Consider the following 21,811-nt stretch of genomic DNA (forward strand, 5'->3'; position numbering starts at 1 on the left):
TTATACCAGTCGGGTTGTGTGCCAGGCCGCTTTATCCGTCACGCTATGATAAGGCGGGCGTTGAAGTTCGTAAGCCATGGTCATGGCATCCAGCATGGTCCACAGAATGTCCAGCTTGAACTGCAGGATCTCCAGCATGCGGTTCTGTTTTTCGGCGGTGTCGCAAAACGCCAGCGCCAGTGCCAGGCCGTGCTCCACGTCGCGGTTGGCCTGACTCAGGCGGCTACGGAAATAGAAGTAACCTTCTTCTTTGATCCACGGATAGTGCTGCGGCCAGCTGTCGAGCCGGGACTGATGTATCTGAGGCGCAAACAGCTCGGTCAGCGAGCTGCAGGCCGCTTCCTGCCAGTTTGCGCGACGGGCAAAACTGACATAGGCATCAACCGCAAACCGGACGCCCGGCAGGACATGCTGCTCCGAGACCAGTTCATCCCGGCTTAAGCCCACCGCTTCGCCCAGGCGTAACCAGGCCTCAATGCCGCCATCTTCGCCCTGGCTGCCATCATGATCCAGGATGCGTTGTACCCATTTACGTCGGGTTGCCGGATCGGGGCAGTTGGCCATGATCGCCGCGTCTTTCAGCGGAATGCTGGTCTGGTAGTAAAAGCGATTCGCCACCCATCCCTGAATCTGCTCAGGCGTGGCCTGACCGTTATGCATCGCAATATGGTACGGGTGATGAATATGGTAGTAGGCGCCTTTATCACGCAGCGCCTGTTCAAAGGCCTGCGGCGACAGGGTTTCCGTAATCAGCATCGTTTAGTCCTGAAGATGTATCGCCATCCCGTCGTGACTCACCTCAATGCCCTGTTGTGTCAGGTACTGCCGCTGAGGTGACTGTTCGTTGAGAACGGGATTCGTGTTGTTAATATGGATTAAAATCTTTCGTTTTGCTGGCAGACGGGCGAGCAGTGCCATCAGCCCCTGCTCTTCGGCCAGCGCCAGGTGGCCCATGGCCTTGCCGGTATTTTTACCCACGCCCGCGGTCAGTAATTCATCATCCTGCCATACCGTACCATCAATCAGCAGGCAGTCGGCCTGCTCAAGCCAGGGCAGGATCACCGCATCCGGCTCCCCAAGCCCCGGGGCATACAGGAGCGTCTGGCCGTTGGCGCGGTTTTCAATAAACAGCGCGACGTTGTGGCCCGGTAACGGACGGTCACGGTAAGGTGAATACGGCGGTGCATTGCTGAGGATCGGGATAGCGGTAAACTGGAGATCCGGACACACATCCACGTTAAACGGCGTTAACGGACGAATGGGCCGGTGTTGAAGTCCGCCATTCCAGTGTTTCAGCATGGTAAACACCGGGAAACCGGTCGTCAGATCGTCATGCACTTCGGGTGTACACCACACCTGATGCGGACAGCCCTCACGCAGGCTGAGCAGCCCGGTGGTGTGGTCAATCTGACTGTCGGTAAGAATAATGCCGCCGATCGCGGTCCCGCGCAGAACGCCTTTTTTCACTAATTCAGGCGTGTGCAGTATTTGCTGGCTGATGTCAGGTGAGGCATTGCAGAGAACCCAGTCTTCACCGTTATCACTGATGATGATGGAGGACTGGGTGCGCGGGCTGGCCTGCAGAGTCCCGTTACGCACACCATCACAGTTGGGGCAGTTGCAATTCCACTGAGGGAATCCACCGCCTGCAGCCGATCCAAGGACTTTAATAAACATGAAAGGAACCAGGTGTTGAAACAAAATGCCCGCACAGACGGCGGGCAAGTGATTAGCGGTTGGAGATGTACAGCGTCACTTCCAGACCGAGGCGCAGGTCAACAAACGTTGGTTTTTTCCACATAACTTTCTTCCTTATAGATTGAGATAAACAGACAAATGAATGACTGCAAGACAGCATTGTGACAGGGGTTAAAATGCGAACCTTGTCACACTATTTTCACGCAGACGGCCAGGTGAAATCAATGAAAAGCCCGTAAGAAAACATGTTAGTGCAGTCCTGTGTGTTGCAAAACCCGCAGCCAGTTTCCCCACGTTAATTTTTCCAGCATGCGTTGATCATAGCCCGAGTCGCGAAAAACGGCGAGCAATCGCGGCAGACCGCGGACGTCACCTAACGCCTCAGGCGGCGAGATCCCGTCAAAGTCTGAACCGAATGCCACGTGATCTTCGCCCATTATGTTAATTAAGTGATCGCAATGTTTGACGATTTCTGTCAGATCGGTATCGCTGTCGCGTTTTCCATCAGCACGAAGGAACGCATTGCCAAAGTTTATGCCAACCAGCCCACCGCTGGCATGCATCGCCTTAAGCTGGTTATCGGTCAGGTTGCGCGGCTGAGCACATAAAACGTGAGCATTAGAGTGGCTGGCCACCAGCGGCGCAGCGGAAAGCCGGACCGTATCCCAGAAGGCTTTTTCATTCATATGCGACACATCAATCATCATGTTTAAGGCAGCGGCCTGCCTGATAAGCGCTTCCCCTTCTGCCGTCAGGCCTGGCCCCGTATCTGGCGAACCTGGAAAACTGCCGTTAACCCCTTCGCCGAAGCGATTTTTCAGATTCCAGAATGGGCCGATAGAGCGAACACCTGCCTGGTAGAAGGCGTTTAGCGTTTCGCCCTCCGCATCCAGCGCGTCGGCCCCTTCAATATGCGCCACCAGCGCCAGCACGCCCTCAGCACGGCAGGCTTCAATCTCTGCAGCGCTGTGGCATAGCCTGGCACGGCCCGCTGACTGCGCAGCGATCTGCTGCAGTATCGCCAGCTGCTGCCACATGATTGTCAGCGGATCATAGGGTTCTTGCGCGGCGCGAGCCGGAGCAACCTGAGCGAGATAGTCCTGCGGCGGCACAAAAACAGCAAACAGCCCACCGGCAAAACCGCCCTGCTGCATACGAGGAAAGTCGAGGTGACCTTTTGGCACGCCCGCATAGAAAGCCTCTGCGGGCGCATCGCGATGGTACAGCCACAGATTGAGTAACAGATCGTTGTGCCCGTCGAAAACCAGCATAGGGAAACCACCTTGAGAAACATCAGGTTATGCTACCGCTCTCTTTCCCCTTCAGCAAACGCCTGCGCACTCAGCGCCACAAGGCGTCAACAAAATTGTCACTTTTGCGCTTCAGGTTGTCAGTTTTCCGCGCGCGGCGGGCGTAACGCCACGCCACACTGGATTAACACCTACAAGGAGATGACTATGTTGATGCATCCGGCTGAGAAATATCGTCCGTTCCCGTCCGTTGATCTGGCCTCTCGCCAGTGGCCTTCACAGCAGATCACCCGTGCGCCGCGCTGGCTGTCTACCGACCTGCGGGATGGCAATCAGGCCCTGGCAGAACCGATGAATCGTGCGCAGAAACTGCAGTTCTGGCAATTATTACTGGACTGCGGCGTTAAAGAGATTGAAGCCGCCTTTCCTTCTGCCTCGCAAACGGATTTTGACTTCGTGCGGGATCTTATCGAACAAAAGCGCATTCCTGATGACGTGACGTTGCAGGTGTTAACGCCAGCACGTCACGACCTGATTGACAGAACATTCTGCGCACTGGAAGGCGCACCGCGCGCCATTGTGCATTTGTATAATGCCACCGCCCCCTTATTTCGCGAACGCGTGTTTAATCAGAGTAAAACACAGATCGTGGCGCTGGCGACCACGAGCGCAAGACAGATTCGTGCTGCATGTGAGGCCGCGCCTGACACACAGTGGAGCTTTGAATATTCACCCGAAACCTTCTGTTTTACAGAGCCGGCCTTCGCGCTGGAGATATGTGAGGCGGTAGCAGAGGTCTGGCAACCCAGCCCGGAACGTCCCATGATCATCAACCTGCCCGCCACTGTTGAAGTGAATACGCCCAACGTCTATGCCGATCAGATAGAGTTTTTCTGCCGTCACTTTAGCCGACGCGACGCGGTATGTATCAGCGTTCATCCTCATAACGACAGAGGAACGGGCGTCGCCTGCGCGGAACTTGCCCTGCTGGCAGGCGCGGATCGGATTGAAGGCTGCCTGTTTGGCAATGGTGAACGTACAGGTAACGTTGATTTGGTGACGTTGGCGTTAAATCTTTATACCCAGGGCATTGCGCCGGGACTGGACTTTAGTGATATGGCGCGGGTTATTGAGGTGGTGACCGACTGCAATAAACTGCCGGTTCATCCCCGTCATCCCTATGCCGGGGAGCTGGTATTTACCGCTTTTTCCGGCTCGCATCAGGATGCGATTAAGAAGGGATTCGCTTACCGCCGCCAGCATAAGGAAACGCAGTGGCAGATCCCCTATTTGCCACTCGACCCTGCCGATATCGGCTGCAGTTACGAAGCTGTGATTCGGGTAAACAGCCAGTCGGGTAAAAGCGGCGCCGCCTGGTTGCTGGAGCAAAATCATGGCCTGCAACTTCCCCGCCCTCTGCAGCAGGATTTCAGCCGTTGCGTTCAGCAGGAGAGCGATCTGCACGGTAAAGAAATGACGCAGCACGCTGTCTGGCAGCTTTTCTGCCGTCACTATCAGATTGAGCAGCCCGCTCTGCGCCTGATGGAAGCGCACAGTCAAAGCGAGTCGGGCGAGCAGACGCAACTGCGTGCCCACGTCCATCATCAGGGCCGCACTCTGCGTCTGACAGGCCGCGGTAATGGCCTGCTTTCCGCCGCTGTGACGGCACTCCGTCAGTCCCTCGACCTGGCGCTGACCATTGAAGATTATCATGAACATACGCTGGGAAAACGTAGCGACAGCCGCTCAGTTGCCTATGTCAGCTGCATCAACCTTCAGGGCGAACGCCACTGGGGCGTCAGCATCGACAATGATACGTCGCGCGCCGCACTGCAGGCGTTGCTTAACGCGGCAAGCCACTTTCTGCCGCAGGAAAATAGTCCGTTGGCGATACACCCAGCAGACGGCGAAACATGGCGCTAAAGGCACTCGGGCTTTCATAGCCCAGATCCAAAGCCACGCGCAATACGCTGTCGCCCTGCGCCAGCCGTGTCAGTGCAACAGCCACGCGCGCCCGCCGGACCCAGTCACTGAACTGCAGGCCGGTTTCACGCACGAAATGGCGAGCCAGCGTCCGGCCAGACAGGTTGAGCCTGGCGCTGGCCGCCGCCAGAGACCAGTCGCCCGCCAGATCGGCCTGAATCTGCATGCACAGCGCCCGTAAACGTGGGCTCTGTGGCAGGGGCAACGCATAAGGCAGCGCATCCATGCCGCGAATTTCATCCAGAATCAATTCATAAATCCGCTCGCTACGGCTGGCTGGCGCATAGGACACAGGCAAATCGATGGCGTGGATGATCAGCTCGCGCAGCAGGGCTGAAATCTGCACGACCTGGCAGCTGGCGGGAAGATCGGCCCTGGCAAGGGGATCGATAAACAGCGTGCGTGCGGCGACTGCGCCGGTAATGTACAAGCGATGACGAGTAAAAGCGGGCAGCCAGACGCCACGACTTGGCGGTACGGTCCAACTGCCCTGTTCTGTTTCCACGCGCACGACGCCGCTCAGCGTATGAATAAGCTGCGCGCAGCTGTGATGGTGCCAGGGTTCTGTCGCACCATGCGAATAGTCGTGCGCCAGCGGCACCAGCGGGCGCGTGCTGAAATCAAAACTGACCCTTGAACTCATTGCGACTTAAGATATTTATAGATCACGGCTAAGTCCTCTTCACCGTGCCCAGCTTCCACGGCCTGCTGCCAGACGCTGGCGATATTTTCCAGCGCGGGCAGTGAACTGTCTGAGGCGTCCAGTGCCAGCTTCGCGTCTTTAAGCGCCCATTGCAGATGCATCTGCGGGGTATAATCATCGCTGGCCATCATGCCCAGCTTCATTTTGGCATAAGGCGCCGCCAGCGGGCCACCGTCCAGCACCTGCCACAGATCGTCGGTTGAGAAACCAAACTGGTCGGCAAGCCGGGTACTTTCGGCCAGGCTCTGCATCAGACCAATCAGCCAGCTGTTGATGACTAGCTTCATGCGCGCGCTCTTGCCCGCCTCACCCAGCCACTGCGTTCCTTTACCTATCGCGTCGAAGACGGCCTCTGCGGCCTGAGCACGGGACCGATCGCCACTGGCCATCACCAGAATCTGGGCGTTCTCTGCGGGCGCCTTGGTACCGGAAACCGGCGCGTCGATAAACACCACATCGGGACGAGCCTGAGCAAAGAAAGTGATCAGCGCATCCGTTTTTTCAACGCCGATCGTGCCCATCTGGCACAGCGTTGCGCCCTGTTTCAGCGCCGCTTTCGCCTCGTGCAGGACCTGCTCTGTGGTCTCGCCGTCGGACAACATGGCAATTACCACGTCCGCCTTCTGCACGGCTTCCGCTGCGGAATCGGTTAACGTCAGTCCCGCCGCAATCAAATCTTCCCCCCGCGCACGGGTGCGGTTCCAGCCGTACACTCTGAACCCCTTTTTCAGTAAATTAGCGGCAAAGGCATGCCCCATCGCCCCTAATCCCAGTACTGCAACATCAGGTTGTTTCATGCTGATTTCCTTCGTTCTGATTATGGGTATCCGTCTTCTGTGTACCTGACGGCGCAGGCTAAAATGTAGCATCTGTTACCCGGCGCGTCCCGTCGGCACGCCGTGACCTGCGCGTAACGGGCCATGAAGACACCGTGGCCCGACAGGCCTCTTCGCGGGGTCAAGCCGGTCAGAGAATAACAAGGTTGGCGACGATGCGATCACATAAACCGGCCAATCATTTACGCTTTCCAAACCTCTGACAAAACCAGTAACATGTGTCGCGATTGTTCCAGTTGGTTCATTTAGTACCACCATTTTCGCGACCTGCCGATAGCCACCGTTGTTTTCGTCACTCTGGCAGGCGACATATACCCAGGGATCCACGCTTTCAGGCCAAATACCGATGAATATTAAGCGATCACGCCAGGCAAGCCTGCCGTTATTAGTGCTGCCTGTCCTCTTTCCGCTGCCGCTGTTTGCGGCAGATGGCGGTAATACCCTTGTTGTCAGCGCCGCGCCGCCAGTAAAAGGCCTTAATGAACTTGATACGCCTGCCGCCGTGAGCGTGGTAAACGGCGACGATATGCGCCAGGCCGCCCCGCGCGTTAACCTGTCAGAAAACCTGACCAGCGTACCGGGGTTGCAGATCCAAAACCGGCAAAATTATGCACAGGACCTGCAGTTGTCCGTGCGCGGCTTTGGTTCCCGTTCGACTTACGGGGTCCGTGGCCTGCGCATTTATGTCGATGGCATTCCGGCCACCATGCCGGATGGTCAGGGACAAACGTCCAATATTGATATCGGTTCGGTCAATCGGGTGGAGGTGCTGCGTGGGCCGTTTTCTGCGCTGTATGGCAATGCCTCCGGCGGCGTCATTAACGTTACCACTCAGACCGGTCAGCAGCCCCCCACACTTGAAGCAGGGAGTTGGTTTGGCAGCTACGGTAGCTGGCGCAACAGCGTGAAAGCCAGCGGCGCCACCGGCGACGGCACAAAAGCCGGCGATGTCAATTACACGCTTTCCGCCTCGCGCTTTACCACTCACGGTTATCGCGACCACAGCGCCGCGCAAAAAAATCTGGGTAACGCAAAGCTGGGCGTACGCATTGATGACGTCAGCACCCTGACCTTACTGTTTAACAGCGTTCATATCGACGCGCAGGACCCGGGTGGGTTAACGCCTGACCAGTGGCGCGCGAATCCCCGTCAGGTTGTTAGTAATGTCTCACTTTACAACACCCGCAAAACCGTCGATCAAACCCAGGGCGGCCTGCACTATCAGCGTCGGATGAGCGAAAACGACGACCTGAGCGTGATGATGTATGCCGGGATGCGTGAAACGACGCAGTTCCAGTCCATTCCTGCCAACGTGCAGCGAAGCCCATCGCATCCCGGCGGCGTGATCGCGTTGACCCGTCACTATCAGGGCATTGATACCCGCTGGACACACCGTGATGATCTGTTTTCGGTTCCGGTCACGCTGACTGCCGGGCTGGATTACGAAACCATGAGCGAACAGCGCAAAGGTTTTGAGAATTTCACTACGGCCAACGGCGTGACGCAGTTCGGTGAGCAGGGAAATATGCGGCGCAACGAACGTAACCTGATGTGGAATCTTGATCCCTATTTGCAGACCACCTGGCAGCTCAGTCAAAAATGGTCGCTGGATGCAGGCGTCCGTTTCAGTACGGTCAGTTTTGACTCCAACGACTTTTACATCACGCCAGGCAACGGCGATGACAGTGGCGATGCCCGTTATCACAAATGGCTGCCCGCCGCCGCGCTGAAGTATGCGTTTGACGACAGCTGGAATGCCTATTTATCTGCCGGCCGTGGATTTGAAACCCCGACGATTAATGAGCTGTCCTATCGTTCAGACGATCAGTCCGGCCTGAATCTGGGGCTGAAACCCGCGACCAGCGACACGGTTGAGTTAGGCAGCAAAAAACGTCTGGGCAATGGCCTGCTCAGCGCTGCCGTTTTCCAGACCGATACTCAGGATGAAATTGTTGTCGACAGCAATAGCGGCGGACGCACCACATACAAAAATGCCGGAGAAACCCGTCGGCGTGGCCTCGAACTGGCGTTCGATCAGCAGGTTAACTACGACTGGCGACTGAAAATGGCCTATACGCTGCTGGATGCGCGCTATCGCAGTAATGCCTGCGGCAACGCCAGCTGCGACGGCAACCGTATTCCGGGCATTGCGCGCAATATGCTGTATACCGGGCTGGCTTATGCACCTGAAGAAGGCTTTTATGCCGGAGCGGAATGGCGTTATATGAGCAACATCGCAGCGGATGACAGCAATGCGGTCCGTGCGCCTTCCTATGCCATCACCTCGGTCAACAGCGGCTATAAGTGGCTTGTCGATGCCTGGACGCTGGATTTGTTTGGTCGGGTGGATAACCTGTTTGACCGCAACTACGTTGGCTCGGTGATCGTCAATGAAAGCAACGGTCGCTACTTTGAACCCGCTCCGGGGCGCAACTACAGCGTGGGCCTGACGGTCAGTTACGCTTTCCAGTAGTGAACATGGCCGCCGCGTGAGCACAACGCGGCGGCGCAGCGTGGCGACCTCTCAGGTTATTCTCGTCGCGCCTGGCACAATCCCCTGACGCATTACCCTCTTTCGCCGTCAACGTCGGCCTCCAGAATACCTATTTGCGAAAGCGCTCGAATTTTTGTTCAAAACTCGCTCAAACAAAGTCCACGCCCCTAAAATTCATGTAGTAACGACATCATAAGGAGCACGCACGTTGAGCAGCAAAATCTGTTTCAGTCGTGCCTTTAATCAGGATGTTACCAAGGCGAAAAAAAGGGCGGAGGAAGGTCCAGTGTACATCACCGATCACGATAAACCCGCTCATGTCCTGTTAACGGTTGAGGCATATCCGAGGTTAACGGGCGGTAAAAAAATCTGGCCATGACGCTGGCAATGCCTGAAACGGCAGATACTGATTTCGAACCTGAACGGCCTGTCATCACCGGCCGAGATGCCGGCTTCTGATGCGTTATCCGCTGGATAACCCGATCCTTTCTGAGTTGCGTAAGGCAGGCACGCCGCGTGTTGATCCCCATGTCCTGGCATGGGCTAATGCTATTGACCTTGACAGCACGTTCATTTCAGCCCTGACGCGGCTGGAACAGAGACAGGTATTTTGCGTCTTGAAGGGCGGGATGGGTAGCAGGCATAACGTTTGCACCACGAGTATCAGACGCAGGAGCTTGAGGCGGATCGCCAGAGAAGGTTGCCGATGGTCCGTTCGCAGGCCGGTGCGCCATGCTGCACCTGCCCGACTGACGTTCCGCAACCGATGCGCTGATTGCGGCAACGGCGCTACAGCACGATGTCATTCAGGTCACGCGTAACCTGAACGATTTCCAGGGACTGGGCGTGATGCTGCTCAATCCCAGGCCTGCCTGACAGGGTTTACAGCGCGTTCAGTTTGGCAATCACATCATTATAGCTGCCCGTTTCACCCAGGCGGGGAAAGACGCGCTTGATGCTGTTTTCGTGCGTATCACTATTGAGATCGGTCATCGCATCCACTGCAAGCGTGACGTTGTAACCTGATGCGTACGCCTCACGCGCCGTCGATTCCACGCCAATACTGGTGGCAATGCCGCAAATGACCACCTGGGTAATGCCACGCTTTTGCAGTTCATCATGCAGCGCGGTGTCATGAAACGCGCCCCAGGTTTTTTTGGTGATGGTCAGATCGTTATGCTGCGGTGTCATGGCGGGCACCAGGATCGCCCAGTTTGCAGGCAGCTCGCCTTCGTGACGCGGCTGTTCATTGCGACCAGGCGCACCGCCTGCCACGTTGACGAGCACGACGGGCAGATCCTTTTCACGAAAAGCGCTGGCAAGTCGCGCGCAGCGTTCAATCACCGGCTGTGGCTCGTGCACAACTGGCAGCGCAACAATCCCCTCTTGCAGATCGATGACGATCAGAGCGGTTTTCGCATCAAGTGTGGTTATAGCCATAGTCATTCCTCACAAATCGGTAACAGATAAAGCGTCAGTATGGCGCAGACGGCGGGCGTTGAGACAGCCTGCAAAGCGCGCCATACAAGGGAAATGAAGTATACAAATGCCGGTCGGGCCTGAACAGACGCGGCTGGTTTCAATTTGTAAGCTCAGGTTCGGCCCAGATAGTGGATCAGGCTGTGAAACCGCAGGCGGCGGTCAAGGGGATTACGATAGCTGTGAGCGACGTCGGCCCGGAACTGAAAGGCTTCGCCCTGTTTAAGCCGTCGCCAGGTCTCTTCCACGCCTAACAACAGTTCCCCTTCCAGTACCACCACCTGCTCAATCACCCCTTTCTCATGGGCAGTGGAGTCGCTTTGCGCACCCGCTGCCAGCTCAACCGCCAGTAAATCAAAACGCAACCGGGCGTCGTAAGGCAGCAGCGGCGTAACCGCCATCTGCGCATTCTGCTGCCGGTAACAGGTCACCTCGCCTGCGGAATGTGTCCCGGAATGAACAAAAAATGAGAACGGAACGTTGAAGCCGGTCGCTATTTTCCACAAGGTCGCGACCGTGGGGCTGGACTCGCCGCGTTCAATCTGGCCCAGCATCGCCTTACTGACGCCCGTTTTTTCTGCGGTTAAGCTCAGGCTCCAGCCATTGGCCTGGCGCAATTGTTTTAGCCCATCGCCAAGATATTGATGCAAATTTTCCATGTTATCTCCTGCTTTACCGCTTCAGTGTAACACTTGTGCGTTATAACGCCCTGTGCGAGGATGTGCGCTATAACGCACAAGAGGGTTACACCATGTCAGCACGCCGCGCACCCTTTCCCGTTACCCTGCCCATGGCCGTTTCCGGCCTGGTGGCGGTATTAGTCGGCTACAGCAGTACCGGTGCGATTATCTATCAGGTTGCCCTGTCCGCGGGCGCCTCATCCGCGCAAATTGCCGGCTGGCTTTCCGTCATTGGCCTGGCGATGGGCATTGCTTCAGCGGGGCTCTCTCTGGCGTACCGGATGCCGATTTTAGCCGCCTGGTCCACGCCGGGCGCGGCATTACTCGCCACCAGCCTTCAGGGCGCATCGATACACGAAGCCGTCGGCGTATTTGTTTTTGCCAATGCCCTGATTGTGTTGTGCGGGGTGACGGGCCTGTTTGCCCGACTAATGAACTACATCCCTGCCTCGCTGGCCGCCGCCATGCTGGCCGGGATTTTACTGCGCTTTGGCCTGCAGACGTTTAGCGATTTAGCGGTAAATTTTACCCTGGCGGGCGCAATGTGCTGTGTTTGGCTGCTGGCACGCCGGTGGTTGGCTCGCTACGCCATTCTGATCGCGCTGCTGGCAGGTCTGGCTGTCGCATACGGGCAAAACAGCCTCTATTTTCCCGCGCATGCGGCGAGTTTCAGCCTTCCCGGCCCTGTCTGGCCGACCTTTTCATGGCCTGTGCTTATCGGTGTGGGTCTTCCCTATTTTCTGGTGACCATGGCGTCACAAAATGCACCGGGCATCGCCACATTGCACGCCCATGGCTACCGCCCCCCGGTCTCCGCGTTGATGAGCTGGACAGGACTGCTGGCCCTGGTCTTGTCACCGTTTGGCGGGTTTTCGGTTTGTGTGGCGGCGATTACGGCGGCCATTTGCATGGGAGAAGATGTGGATGTCGATCCCCGTCGCCGTTGGATAGCTGCCGCGCTGGCCGGTTTTTTTTATCTGCTGGCTGGCTTTTCCGGCGCGTTAATTGCCGTGTTGTTCAGCGCACTGCCTGCGGTAATGGTGCAGGTGCTGGCGGGGCTGGCACTGCTTGCCACGCTCGGCGGCAGTCTGCAACGGGCGCTTGAGCAGCCCGAGGAGCGGGACAGCGCCCTGATAGCCTTTTTGATCACCGCATCCGGGGTAACACTCTGCGGCATCGGCGCGGCGTTCTGGGGCCTGGTCGGCGGTGTGGTTGCACATCTGTTATTAAAGCGTAAAACAGCGTAACATCATCTGGGCATTGGTTATTTTCCCGCCAGCGGGTCAAAAAACCACGCATTTATCCCCTTTTTCAGCGGTTTGATTTGCCATTGTCCCACGTAAAATCACCGTAATCGACGATAACACGCGATCTTCTGCCTCAGACAACGACCGATAAGGGCTTAACAGGTGGCAAAAACTTTTCTGCGCAGCGGCAATCTGGATGCGGTTCTGGCTTTGGGCGAGAACGGCCAGCCTGTATATGCGTCCGCCCTGCAAATCCGTGAAACCCTGCGTTTGCGCCGTCAGAGCGCGCTGGCAAATTGCCTGGCGATTCCACAAACGAACGAACGTGGCGACCGGCTTGACTGGTACTCGCCCTTCCCGGGCAAGGTTAAGTCCTGGATGGGCGCCAGCGATTATGAACGCCGCCAGGCTTTACAACATCTCACAGCTTGTCAGCAGGATCTGCAAGCCATCAGCGCCAGCGCCAGCGGTGCGGCCAATCCGGCAATGCGCCTGTTCGGCGCGCTGTTAGGCAAAAGCTTGCAGTTTCCCAATCAGCAATATGTTTATCTGGTCAACGGCAAACCCGTCATTACCTTTTGGGGATTTGTTGACGCGCAGGAGCGGAATCGCGACGATGCGCTGGCCTGCCTGCGAGACAGTCTTGAAGAGTCGCTGCCAACCGTGCTGGTTGAACCGCCGCCCGAACCGGTGACGATCCCTGCCGCCTCCGAACCCGAACCTGTTATCGCACCGGAGCCGGAGATCGTGACGCCGCCGGTCCAGGAAAGCGCGGTTCAGGCCCCAGAACCTACGCCCACGGCGACAGCGCGTCGTCGGCCTTTTCGCCTGTGGTATTTACTTCCAACCCTGGCGGTTGCCGCCGCGGCAGCGACCGCTGTGATCTTGCATCTGCCTCAGTCAGAACCGGTGACGGTCACGCAACCGGTCGCGCAAAACACCCCGGTTACCGCCACTAAGCCACCGGCGGTCGTCGCGTCTGCTGAAAAACTGTCTGCCACGCTGCCGCAGAAACCGGCGGCGGTGGTCGCAAATGCATCAACTGCGGCTGCGCCAACTTCCGCTGCGCCCGCGCCCTCATCAACCCTTACAAATGTGGTGGTGCCTGCTGTGCCCGCCAAACCCGACGATCTGGTGGTGACGCCGGATGCCGTGCGCGATGGACAGGTACAGGTCATTGATGGCCGCTGGCGTGTGGATATTGAACAGATCAAAACTCCGACCGGTAAACCGCCGGTGATGCGTTTCCAGTTCAATAAAGGGAAAGGCAGCGTGCAGATCAGTCAGGGCAATACCACCTGTAAGGCCGACGTGACGGCCGCGATGACCAGCGCAGGAAACCTGGTGATTGAGAGCCGCTTTACTGCCCGGTGCGCGGACAAATCCCGTTACCGTATGCCATTGTTAGTGTGTCATTCCAGCATTGGCGCGGCCGTCTGTGAAGCGCAGTACAGTGCGGATCGTGTGTATCCCATTACGATTAAGCGTGAGAGTAAGTAACTATGTTGGCTCCCCTGATCGATGATAAGCAGAAAATTTCTCTGATTGAGAACAGCGGCGTGCAGTTCCTGGATTTTGGTCTGCAGCTTTCCGCGCCTCAAGCGCGTCGCCAGTTTGTGCGCCAGACGGCAAACGGCCCATTGCTGCGACTGAACGTGGACGGCAACAGCGGCAAATTTTTACTTTACCCACAGGACGGTGGCGCGCCTGAAGTGGTTCGCCCTGAAACCGACATCGCCCTGTCAGACTCGCTGACGCTGCTGGAAGCCTGCTGGTTGCCCCTGCCGATGCTGCGTTGCGCATCGGGCCGCCGCTTTATTGGCGGCCCTGAAAACTGGGCGCGCATGCGTCTGGTGGCCCTGGATAAACCCGACAGCACCGGCAATACGCACCGCGTCACGCTGGCTTTCGATACCCGCTGCGTCGCTGATGAAGACGGCGGCGAGCAACTCGGACTCACGCCTTCCGATGCGCAGAACGGCGTGACCTTTGCGCTGGCCTGGCATAACTACGAGCTGGGCGAATTCCTTGACCATACCTGGGTTGATGGCTGGTTGCGTGAGTCCTTCACCGACCGCGTAGCGGATCGCCGGGAGCAGGCCATCAGCCAGGCACTGCGCGAGTTTGAATATCAGGCGCATTACCTTAACCTGCTGGAATTACTGGGCGAGCAGCTTAACCTGACCGAGATCCACATTCAGGCCGCCACGCTGCAAACCCCGGCGGTCAACGTCGATATTATTCTCGACGTAGGGAATTCCCACACCTGCGGCATTCTGGTGGAAGACCATCCGGAAGAGAGCAACGGCCTGAAGCAGACCTATGAACTGCAAATGCGCGACCTGTCTCAGCCGCATCGGGTGTATAACGAACTGTTCGACAGCCGGCTGGAATTTGCCGAAGCGCGTTTTGGTAAAGCCAATTTTTCACTGGAAAGCGGCCGCGAGCAGGCTTTTATGTGGCCCTCGTTAACCCGCGTTGGGCGTGAAGCCAGTCGCCTGGCCCTGCAACGCGCCGGTCTGGAAGGCAGTACCGGCCTGTCCAGTCCACGCCGTTACCTGTGGGATGAAGCACGCTATCAGCCGGGCTGGCGCTTTAATCAGCAGAGCCCGCAGGGGGAACCTCAGGCCTGCGCCGCGCCGTTTACCTCGTTGATGAATGATGAAGGTCAGCCGCTGTACGCCCTGCCCGTGGATGAACGCTTACCGGTGTTCTCCGCCCACTACAGCCGCAGTTCGCTGATGACCTTTATGTTGTGTGAGTTGCTGGCTCAGGCGCTAATGCAAATGAACAGTGCGGCACAGCGCCAACGTATGCCGCAAAGCCATGCCCCGCGTCAGCTGCGCCACGTTATTTTGACCCTGCCGTCTGCCATGCCAAAACCTGAACGGGAGATCTTCCGCCGCCGCATGCAGGAAGCCATCGCGCTGGTGTGGAAAGCCGAGGGCTGGCACCCGGCCGATGAGGATTTTACCGAGCAGAGCCAGGCCCAGAGCAGCAAGCCCGTTCCGGATGTGCAGATGGAGTGGGACGAAGCCACCTGTGGCCAGATGGTGTGGCTGTTTAATGAGACACAGGTGAACTTTGCCGGACGGGCAGAAGATTTCTTTAGCAGCATGGCACGTCCCGACCGCCCGCGTGAGGCGGATGAACTGCCGGGCAAGAGCCTGCGTATTGCCTCTATTGATATAGGCGGCGGCACCACCGATTTAGCGATTACCCAGTATCGTCTTGACGACGGCCAGGGTAATAACGTCAAAATCACCCCGCGCCTGCTGTTTCGTGAAGGCTTTAAAGTCGCCGGTGACGATATTCTGCTGGACGTGATCCAGCTGTGGATTTTACCCGCTCTGCAACAGAGCCTGCAAAAAGCCGGGCTGACCCTGGCGGAGCCGCTGATCAACAAGCTGTTTGGTCACGACAGCCGCATGGACGGACAGGCCACGTTACGCCAGCAGGCGACGCTGCAGCTGTTTATCCCGCTGGCTCAGGCGGTGCTGGAGCGCTACGAAAACTGGGATCCGCTGGAAAGCCACGCCGAGATCAATGCGCTGTTCGGCGAACTGGTCGATCAGCGCCCTGCCGATGCGGTGCTGGCGTTTGTTAACGGTGAAATTCAGCGTGAACTCGGTGGCAACAGCCGTTTTGATCTGCTTGAGGTGCCGCTGGTGGTCAGCATGGCTCAGTTGCACGGTGAGTTTATGCAGCATCGCATGGCGATCATTCCGGCGCTGCGCTCTATGTGTGAAGTGGTGTCACTCTACCAGTGTGACGTCCTGTTGCTGACCGGACGTCCTTCGCGCTTCCCTGGCATTCAGGCGCTGGTACGTCATCTGCAGCCGCTGCCGGGCAGCCGTATTTTATCGCTTGAGGGCTATCACACCAGCGACTGGTATCCGTTTAATAAACATGGTCGCATTGATAACCCCAAATCGACCGCCGCGGTCGGCGCAATGCTGTGCCTGCTGGCGCTGGATTTGCGTCTGAGCAGCTTTTGGTTCCGTGCAGGCGACTTTGAGCCTTATTCAACCATTCGTTATCTCGGTATGCTGGACGAAAATCAGGCGCTGACGGACGAAAACCTGTGCTACAGCGAAATCGACCTCGACGATCAGCAGTTTTCGCTGGATCGCAAAACCAGCTTTCGTATTCGCGGCAACGTGTGCCTGGGATTCCGCCAGTTAGATAATGAGCGCTGGCCTGCCTCGCCACTCTACAGCCTGACGCTCAATGATGCAGCGCTGGCGCGTAAGGTTGCGGGGGAAAGTGTCCTGCGCGTCAAGCTCGCCGTGAAGGCCGGTCCGGGTGCGCCCGGCCCTGAAAATCTGGTGTTAAGCGAGGCTAAACTGGATGATGGCACGCGTGTTCCGCTTGAACATCTGAGCCTCAAACTCAATACTCTCTCCGCCACGGGCAATGCCAATGCGCAATACTGGATTGACAGCGGGAGTGTGTGTAAACGATGAGATCGGTAAAACCCCGCCAGCCGCAGACGCTGGCAAAACGCCTGAGTTTATTGCAGGACGCCCTGAACGGCAGCCTGGCCTGGATTGAGAATACCCGCGAGCAGTCGCCCCGTCTGGCTCTGGAAGCCGAAACCCTGACCCTGCAGCTACGGCAGGCTCGTGTACAGGCCCAGGCCCTGGCGCAGCAGGTTGCGCGCCCGGTGACGCTGGCGCTGTTTGGCCAGTCCCAGGCGGGTAAAGCCTGGCTGTTGACGGAAATGGTGGCCGATGCACAGGGCCAGTTGATCACCGCGTTAAGTGATAAACCGGTGAATTATTTTCAGAATGTGAATCCCGGCAATCTCGACTTCGCCACCGCAACGCGTTTTACCCACCAGCGGGAACCCCTCTCTTCAGAGTGGCCCGTTGAGCTGACGCTGCTAAGCGAGGCCGACGTGCTGCGCCTGGCCATCTCCTGTGGTGGCGGTGTCACCCAGCCCGACACCGCAAAAATTGACAGCGTGTTGCAACGCCTGCAACGCCATCGCTTAACCACGCCACTGCCGGGTCTGGAGAGCGACGCGCTGGTCACGCTCTGGTCCTGGTGCCGTCGTCATCACCTGTATGACGCACAGCTGGATCGCCACTTCTGGCCACAGGCTGTTGAACTGGCACCCTGGCTGAGCGTTGACGACCGCGTGCAGCTGTTTTCACTGCTGTGGCCAGCCGAGCCCGCCCTGAATGAGCTGGTGCGGAGTTTACTGCATCTGCGCCATCAGCTTCGTAACAGCACCCGGGTACTGGCTCCGCTTAGCCTGCTGACGGATAACGCCCTGTTGCCCGCGGAGCAGCTGATTGTTCCCGCCAGCGAGCAGGATCAGTCGCTGCCAATCGAGGTTTGCCCGTTAAACGGTAACCGTCTGGGTAAACCGCAGAACGTGGCGTTGGGATTACTTGCCCTGCTCACGCTTGAGGTCACTATTCCCCTTAGCTCCACCCCGCGCACCGCGCTCTATGATGACGCAGACATGCTGGAGCTGCCCGCACCGGGTACGCCCAGCGATCCGGCCCTGCGTGAAGAGCGCCAGCGCCTGCAGCAGCAGGATGCACTACGCGCACGCCTGCTGGAGCACAAACGTACACTGATACCGGGTATTTATGCCGCCCGCCAGAGTATCGATTTGCTGTTAATCTGCACCGCCGCCAGCCAGCGTCAGGATGTTGACGTCGCCAGTCAGGCGTTACGGGAATGGCAGCGTCACCAGCCAGTCAATGAGGCGGGCGAGAAACCCCGTCTTATTTGGGCTATTACCCCTTACGATGCGCGGCATCAGCAGATCAACGTCGACGAGGCAGTGCAGCGTCAGGTGGGGCAGCCGGGTCAGCAATGGGGTTCCATGCTGGCACTGGATCGCGCAGGCGTGGACCGGATGTCTGACTGGCTACAGGAAGAAATGCAGCCTGAAGCCCGTCGCGATATGCTGATCGCACAACTGGCACAAATTCAGCACACCGTTGTCGAGCGTCGGCTTCAGCCCTGGACGGAAGCGGGTGCATCGCCCGACCAGGCGGCACGCAAGCAAAGCATCGCCGATACACTGCTGAAGTGTTTACAACACCGCACCGGTTTACATGGCGAACTGCTTGAGCGCTTACAGCCCTCCCGCGAGGCCCTGCGTCAGCTCTGGCTCAACCAGTCCACCTCATCCGTTCCGGCGGCGACGTCCAGCATTCAGGCCCCGGAAAATCAGTTTGGTATTGGCTTTGAATTTGATTTGTTCAGCGATAACGAAGTTGAACAGCCCGCCCCGAAGCAGACCAGCTTCGGTCAGGGCTCGGCACAATTCCCGCGTCAGGTGTTTAGCCTGTGGCTTAACCACCTGCGTCAGCTGCCGGAAAATCAGAGCCTGCTGGCTTTACTGAATATTGATAAAGCCACGATGGAGTGGTTGATCGAAGAGTTGATCACGGCCAGCTTTCGTACCGGTATTCTGCAGTCCCTGCAGCAGGCGCTGCATGAACCCGATGCGCAGAGCATGACGCATGAATCACGTGCTGACCGTCAGGTCACGCGCGCGATGACGGTGCTGGGGGATTTTGTGGCCTGGCTGGGCTTCCTGCAGCGTCCGGAATCGGAACGTCCTGGCAGCCGGGTCAATCGCGGGCAGCCTGTTTTCTCGCGCCCGCCGGCACCCAGCGTTAATTTCAGCGCAGGACAGCGCCTGACGAAGCTTTCCGCCGCGCCAGCAAACCATACGGCCTATTATATTTACGACTGGCTGGTGGGGCTTAACACAGTGATTATCGAAAACAATGGCTATACCGGTGGGGGCGACCTGCCGGTTGCAGCGCGAGAGTCACTTACAGCCCTGCTTAAGCCACTGCGCCACTAACCGTAAATCAGGCGCAGCTCGCCCGCCAGCGACTGCGCCGCCTCTTCCAGCAACGCCACCACGGGGGCCAGTTCCTCATTGCGCCGTTCTGCATGCAGCAGATGAATCGTGGCGGGCAACGCCATCCCTCCGGTCAGCCAGTCCCATAGCGCATCCAGATTATTGCCAAATCCGGCAGGACAATCGCTCTGCGCCGCAAACGCATGATAAAAAGCCTCGCGATCGATGAGCTGGCGCAGATCAAAGCTTAAGGTCAGCATGGTTACTGAACCGGCTTAAAGGTGCGATAGTGGTCGGTCGAGAGGAAAACCAGACCATCAGAGGAGTAGACCAGCCTGTCAGCCTCACGGTGACCACAGCGGTAGTTCACATCCGCCTCGAACCACTGGCGATCGGCGCGTTCAGGCAATTTTCGTTCCCGGTTGGAAAAGCGATCGCCGCCGATAGCCCGCCCCGGCAACACCTCACACAAGTCCCCTTTCGCTGGATTCCAGCCAAGGCGACGCGCCTGCTTTTTGGTAATGTAGTAATCGGGCAATTGCTGATGCTGCAGCACCCAACGGGCGACCGTTCGCACATCCGTTAAGGCAGCGATATCCGAGGCCGACGTTTTGGCTGGTGCAGACGTCAGATAAGGTCTTAACCCCACCCAACAGAGAACAAGGATTAGAACCAGTCCAACCCACAGTTTTTTTGACATGATGGCATCCCTTTAAACAGGATGCAGATGATAACAGCTTTAGCGGGCGATAAAAAAGCGCGGGCCAGATTGCCTGGCCCTGGCGGTAAACTGCTTTTACTGCATGGCTGACTGCGAAGGCACAGTGTGACGGCGCCATGCACCCGGGGCAACACCGTACTGACGCTTAAAGCTGCGGTTAAAAGACTGTTGCGAGTCAAATCCCAGCGATATCGCTACATTCAGGATAGGCTCGTTGGTGCTGGTCAGACGGTCGGCCGATTTTTTCAGCTTCTTCATGCGAATGTATTCACCCAGTGGATAGCCGGTGTGCTCTTTAAACATCCGTTGCAGGTGCCATTTTGAATAGCCAGCGCGCTCAGAAACGGTGTCGAGATCGAGACGTGCTTCGATATTGTTATCGATCCAGCTAATCAGGTCGTGAATAAAAGCGTTACTCATCATGTTTATTCTCCCGTCGCGGTGCGAACAGTATTAGTATCAGTTGCAGTTACACTTAAAGCGTGGCTGACAATGCCATTTAATGCAAGTTTAATTAATACATTAAATGCCGCACTTTTTATGGGGCTTATTTTTGGCTGCTGTCATGCACCGATCGCGGCGTTGAAAACCGCACATAAAGTGTATCAGTAATTCTTGCAGTTCTTAGCCGCACAAGCCTACACTCCTCGCGATAAATTGCAACCATAGAAGTTGCAAATATTGGCCTTCGGGCCTTATTTCACTGTCATCGCGGGATCACAAAAATGATTACTCACTGGGTTCGTCAGGGATCTTCCCTGCTGGGAATGGGGCTGCTGGTTAGTCTGCTAAGCGGTTGTGACACGGGCCAGGCTAAAAATGCCCCGCCGCCGCCGCCCGACGTCAGCGTTGCGGATGTGTTGGTGAAGCCTGTCAGTCAATGGGACAGCTTCAACGGGCGCGTGGAAGCCGTAGAAAGCGTGCAGCTCCGGCCTCGCGTTTCGGGTTATATCGACAGCGTTAATTATCATGAAGGCGACGAGGTCAGGAAAGGTCAGGTCCTGTTTACCATCGACGATCGCAGCTACCGTGCCGCACTGGAACAGGCAAAAGCGACGCTGGCCCGCGCGCGCAGTCAGGCCAGCCTGACACGCAGCGAATCGGCACGCACCGAGAAGCTGGTGGGTACACAGGCGGTGTCACGCGAGATGTGGGAACAGCGACGTTCGACAGCCAGTCAGGCTCAGGCTGATGTCCTGGCCGCCGAATCCTCTGTCGACATGGCTCAACTCAATCTGGATTTTACCCGCGTCACCGCGCCGATTGACGGACGGGCCAGCCGGGCCATGATTACTGCCGGTAATCTTGTCACCGCAGGCGACAGCGCCAGCGTACTGACCACACTGGTTTCGCAGGACAAGATGTTCGTCTATTTCGACGTCGATGAGACCACCTTCCTGCACTATCAGGCTATGGCACGTCAGGGACAACAGCGGCATGCCCTGCCCGTTGAAATCGGCCTGGCCGGCGAACAAGGTTATCCACATCGCGGCAACGTCGATTTTCTTGATAACCAACTTAATGCCAGCACCGGTACGATCCGCATGCGCGCCCTTCTGGACAACCGCCAGCGCACCTATACGCCCGGCCTGTTTGCCCGCGTTCGCCTTCCCGGTAGCGCGCAGTTTAATGCCGTGTTAATCGACGACAAAGCCGTGCTGACCGATCAGGACCGCAAGTATGTCTATGTGGTCGATGCACAGGGTAAAGCCCAACGTCGTGATGTTCATCCCGGCGCGATGGCGGACGGATTACGCATCGTTACCACCGGTTTACAGGCGGGCGATCGGGTTATCGTTGCCGGCCTGCAAAAAGTGTTTATGCCTGGTATGCCGGTAACGGCAAAAACCGTCGATATGGCCGCGACTGCCGCGCGATAACC

The 21,811-nt window shown here is 57.4% G+C and carries 19 protein-coding genes; 8 read left to right on the forward strand and 11 right to left on the reverse strand.

Annotated elements, in window-relative coordinates; all coding sequences use genetic code 11:
- The 4 genes from pqqC to P9J57_RS10960 all read right to left on the reverse strand — a co-directional run bounded on the left by pqqC (position 1) and on the right by P9J57_RS10960 (position 2,969).
- The gene (pqqC, locus tag P9J57_RS10945; RefSeq protein WP_013025732.1) at positions 1-756 is read right to left on the reverse strand and encodes a pyrroloquinoline-quinone synthase PqqC; all 756 of its coding nucleotides are present in this window, start codon (positions 754-756) and stop codon (positions 1-3) included.
- Positions 757-759: 3 nt separating this feature from the next.
- Positions 760-1,677, reverse strand: coding sequence for a pyrroloquinoline quinone biosynthesis protein PqqB (gene pqqB, locus P9J57_RS10950; RefSeq protein WP_014593676.1), 918 nt, complete (start codon positions 1,675-1,677; stop codon positions 760-762).
- Positions 1,678-1,729: 52 nt separating this feature from the next.
- Positions 1,730-1,801, reverse strand: coding sequence for a pyrroloquinoline quinone precursor peptide PqqA (gene pqqA, locus P9J57_RS10955; RefSeq protein ID WP_009090272.1), 72 nt, complete (start codon positions 1,799-1,801; stop codon positions 1,730-1,732).
- Between the two features lie 145 nt (positions 1,802-1,946).
- Positions 1,947-2,969, reverse strand: a complete 1,023-nt coding sequence (locus P9J57_RS10960; protein ID WP_078828668.1) for a dipeptidase — start codon at positions 2,967-2,969, stop codon at positions 1,947-1,949.
- Between the two features lie 186 nt (positions 2,970-3,155).
- Between P9J57_RS10960 and leuA the strand changes: the two genes are divergently transcribed.
- Positions 3,156-4,871, forward strand: a complete 1,716-nt coding sequence (gene leuA, locus P9J57_RS10965) for a 2-isopropylmalate synthase (protein WP_014605876.1) — start codon at positions 3,156-3,158, stop codon at positions 4,869-4,871.
- Here the strand turns inward: leuA and P9J57_RS10970 are convergent.
- Entirely contained in the window at positions 4,792-5,574 is a 783-nt protein-coding gene (locus P9J57_RS10970) for an AraC family transcriptional regulator (protein WP_024471589.1), read from the reverse strand. The genes leuA and P9J57_RS10970 overlap by 80 nt on opposite strands.
- Positions 5,571-6,431 (reverse strand): NAD(P)-dependent oxidoreductase, encoded by an 861-nt coding sequence (locus P9J57_RS10975; protein ID WP_028715114.1) that lies wholly within the window; start codon positions 6,429-6,431, stop codon positions 5,571-5,573. The genes P9J57_RS10970 and P9J57_RS10975 overlap by 4 nt, the downstream gene beginning before the upstream one ends.
- 385 nt (positions 6,432-6,816) lie before the next feature.
- Here P9J57_RS10975 and pqqU point away from each other — a divergent pair, with 385 nt between their 5' ends.
- A complete protein-coding gene (gene pqqU / locus P9J57_RS10980; RefSeq protein WP_300963952.1) occupies positions 6,817-8,943 on the forward strand; it encodes a TonB-dependent receptor PqqU in 2,127 nt (708 codons plus the stop codon).
- 307 nt (positions 8,944-9,250) lie between these two features.
- Positions 9,251-9,343, forward strand: a complete 93-nt coding sequence (locus P9J57_RS10985; protein WP_336246565.1) for a hypothetical protein — start codon at positions 9,251-9,253, stop codon at positions 9,341-9,343.
- A 503-nt stretch (positions 9,344-9,846) separates the two neighbouring features.
- On the opposite strand, the gene P9J57_RS10990 is transcribed toward P9J57_RS10985, so the two are convergent.
- Positions 9,847-10,404 (reverse strand): isochorismatase family protein, encoded by a 558-nt coding sequence (locus P9J57_RS10990; protein ID WP_015700340.1) that lies wholly within the window; start codon positions 10,402-10,404, stop codon positions 9,847-9,849.
- Between the two features lie 152 nt (positions 10,405-10,556).
- Entirely contained in the window at positions 10,557-11,102 is a 546-nt protein-coding gene (locus P9J57_RS10995) for a helix-turn-helix domain-containing protein (RefSeq protein WP_014605881.1), read from the reverse strand.
- A 92-nt stretch (positions 11,103-11,194) separates the two neighbouring features.
- Here P9J57_RS10995 and P9J57_RS11000 point away from each other — a divergent pair, with 92 nt between their 5' ends.
- The 4 genes from P9J57_RS11000 (at position 11,195) to P9J57_RS11015 (ending at position 19,208) form a co-directional block, all read left to right on the forward strand.
- A complete protein-coding gene (locus P9J57_RS11000) occupies positions 11,195-12,370 on the forward strand; it encodes a benzoate/H(+) symporter BenE family transporter (RefSeq protein WP_300963951.1) in 1,176 nt (391 codons plus the stop codon).
- Between the two features lie 162 nt (positions 12,371-12,532).
- Positions 12,533-13,870, forward strand: coding sequence for an SrfA family protein (locus P9J57_RS11005; protein WP_263751522.1), 1,338 nt, complete (start codon positions 12,533-12,535; stop codon positions 13,868-13,870).
- Between the two features lie 2 nt (positions 13,871-13,872).
- Positions 13,873-16,836 carry a virulence factor SrfB gene (locus tag P9J57_RS11010; RefSeq protein ID WP_014593666.1) on the forward strand — a complete coding sequence of 988 codons (2,964 nt, stop codon included), beginning with the start codon at positions 13,873-13,875 and terminating at the stop codon, positions 16,834-16,836.
- Positions 16,833-19,208: a virulence factor SrfC family protein gene (locus P9J57_RS11015; RefSeq protein WP_014605884.1), complete on the forward strand. Its 2,376-nt coding sequence runs from the start codon at positions 16,833-16,835 to the stop codon at positions 19,206-19,208. The genes P9J57_RS11010 and P9J57_RS11015 overlap by 4 nt, the downstream gene beginning before the upstream one ends.
- On the opposite strand, the gene P9J57_RS11020 is transcribed toward P9J57_RS11015, so the two are convergent.
- The 3 genes from P9J57_RS11020 to P9J57_RS11030 all read right to left on the reverse strand — a co-directional run bounded on the left by P9J57_RS11020 (position 19,205) and on the right by P9J57_RS11030 (position 20,352).
- Positions 19,205-19,468, reverse strand: a complete 264-nt coding sequence (locus P9J57_RS11020) for a barstar family protein (protein ID WP_014605885.1) — start codon at positions 19,466-19,468, stop codon at positions 19,205-19,207. The two genes, P9J57_RS11015 and P9J57_RS11020, sit on opposite strands and share 4 nt — an antisense overlap.
- 2 nt (positions 19,469-19,470) lie before the next feature.
- Positions 19,471-19,908 carry a ribonuclease domain-containing protein gene (locus P9J57_RS11025; protein ID WP_014605886.1) on the reverse strand — a complete coding sequence of 146 codons (438 nt, stop codon included), beginning with the start codon at positions 19,906-19,908 and terminating at the stop codon, positions 19,471-19,473.
- 96 nt (positions 19,909-20,004) lie between these two features.
- Entirely contained in the window at positions 20,005-20,352 is a 348-nt protein-coding gene (locus P9J57_RS11030; RefSeq protein WP_013025716.1) for a helix-turn-helix domain-containing protein, read from the reverse strand.
- A gap of 302 nt (positions 20,353-20,654) precedes the next feature.
- Between P9J57_RS11030 and P9J57_RS11035 the strand changes: the two genes are divergently transcribed.
- Positions 20,655-21,809: an efflux RND transporter periplasmic adaptor subunit gene (locus P9J57_RS11035; RefSeq protein ID WP_013025715.1), complete on the forward strand. Its 1,155-nt coding sequence runs from the start codon at positions 20,655-20,657 to the stop codon at positions 21,807-21,809.
- Positions 21,810-21,811 lie beyond the last annotated feature (2 nt).

This window comes from Pantoea sp. nfd-35, assembly GCF_056892255.1.

Coding starts and splice junctions, on each gene's coding strand:
- P9J57_RS10960 (WP_078828668.1), bottom strand. CDS start 2,969: ATGCTGGTTTTCGACGGGCACAACGATCTGTTACTCAATCTGTGGCTG.
- P9J57_RS11015 (WP_014605884.1), top strand. CDS start 16,833: ATGAGATCGGTAAAACCCCGCCAGCCGCAGACGCTGGCAAAACGCCTG.
- P9J57_RS11000 (WP_300963951.1), top strand. CDS start 11,195: ATGTCAGCACGCCGCGCACCCTTTCCCGTTACCCTGCCCATGGCCGTT.
- P9J57_RS11020 (WP_014605885.1), bottom strand. CDS start 19,468: ATGCTGACCTTAAGCTTTGATCTGCGCCAGCTCATCGATCGCGAGGCT.
- P9J57_RS11035 (WP_013025715.1), top strand. CDS start 20,655: ATGATTACTCACTGGGTTCGTCAGGGATCTTCCCTGCTGGGAATGGGG.
- pqqC (WP_013025732.1), bottom strand. CDS start 756: ATGCTGATTACGGAAACCCTGTCGCCGCAGGCCTTTGAACAGGCGCTG.
- P9J57_RS10995 (WP_014605881.1), bottom strand. CDS start 11,102: ATGGAAAATTTGCATCAATATCTTGGCGATGGGCTAAAACAATTGCGC.
- P9J57_RS10990 (WP_015700340.1), bottom strand. CDS start 10,404: ATGGCTATAACCACACTTGATGCGAAAACCGCTCTGATCGTCATCGAT.
- P9J57_RS11030 (WP_013025716.1), bottom strand. CDS start 20,352: ATGATGAGTAACGCTTTTATTCACGACCTGATTAGCTGGATCGATAAC.
- P9J57_RS11010 (WP_014593666.1), top strand. CDS start 13,873: ATGTTGGCTCCCCTGATCGATGATAAGCAGAAAATTTCTCTGATTGAG.
- P9J57_RS10975 (WP_028715114.1), bottom strand. CDS start 6,431: ATGAAACAACCTGATGTTGCAGTACTGGGATTAGGGGCGATGGGGCAT.
- pqqB (WP_014593676.1), bottom strand. CDS start 1,677: ATGTTTATTAAAGTCCTTGGATCGGCTGCAGGCGGTGGATTCCCTCAG.
- pqqU (WP_300963952.1), top strand. CDS start 6,817: ATGAATATTAAGCGATCACGCCAGGCAAGCCTGCCGTTATTAGTGCTG.
- P9J57_RS11025 (WP_014605886.1), bottom strand. CDS start 19,908: ATGTCAAAAAAACTGTGGGTTGGACTGGTTCTAATCCTTGTTCTCTGT.
- P9J57_RS10970 (WP_024471589.1), bottom strand. CDS start 5,574: ATGAGTTCAAGGGTCAGTTTTGATTTCAGCACGCGCCCGCTGGTGCCG.
- leuA (WP_014605876.1), top strand. CDS start 3,156: ATGTTGATGCATCCGGCTGAGAAATATCGTCCGTTCCCGTCCGTTGAT.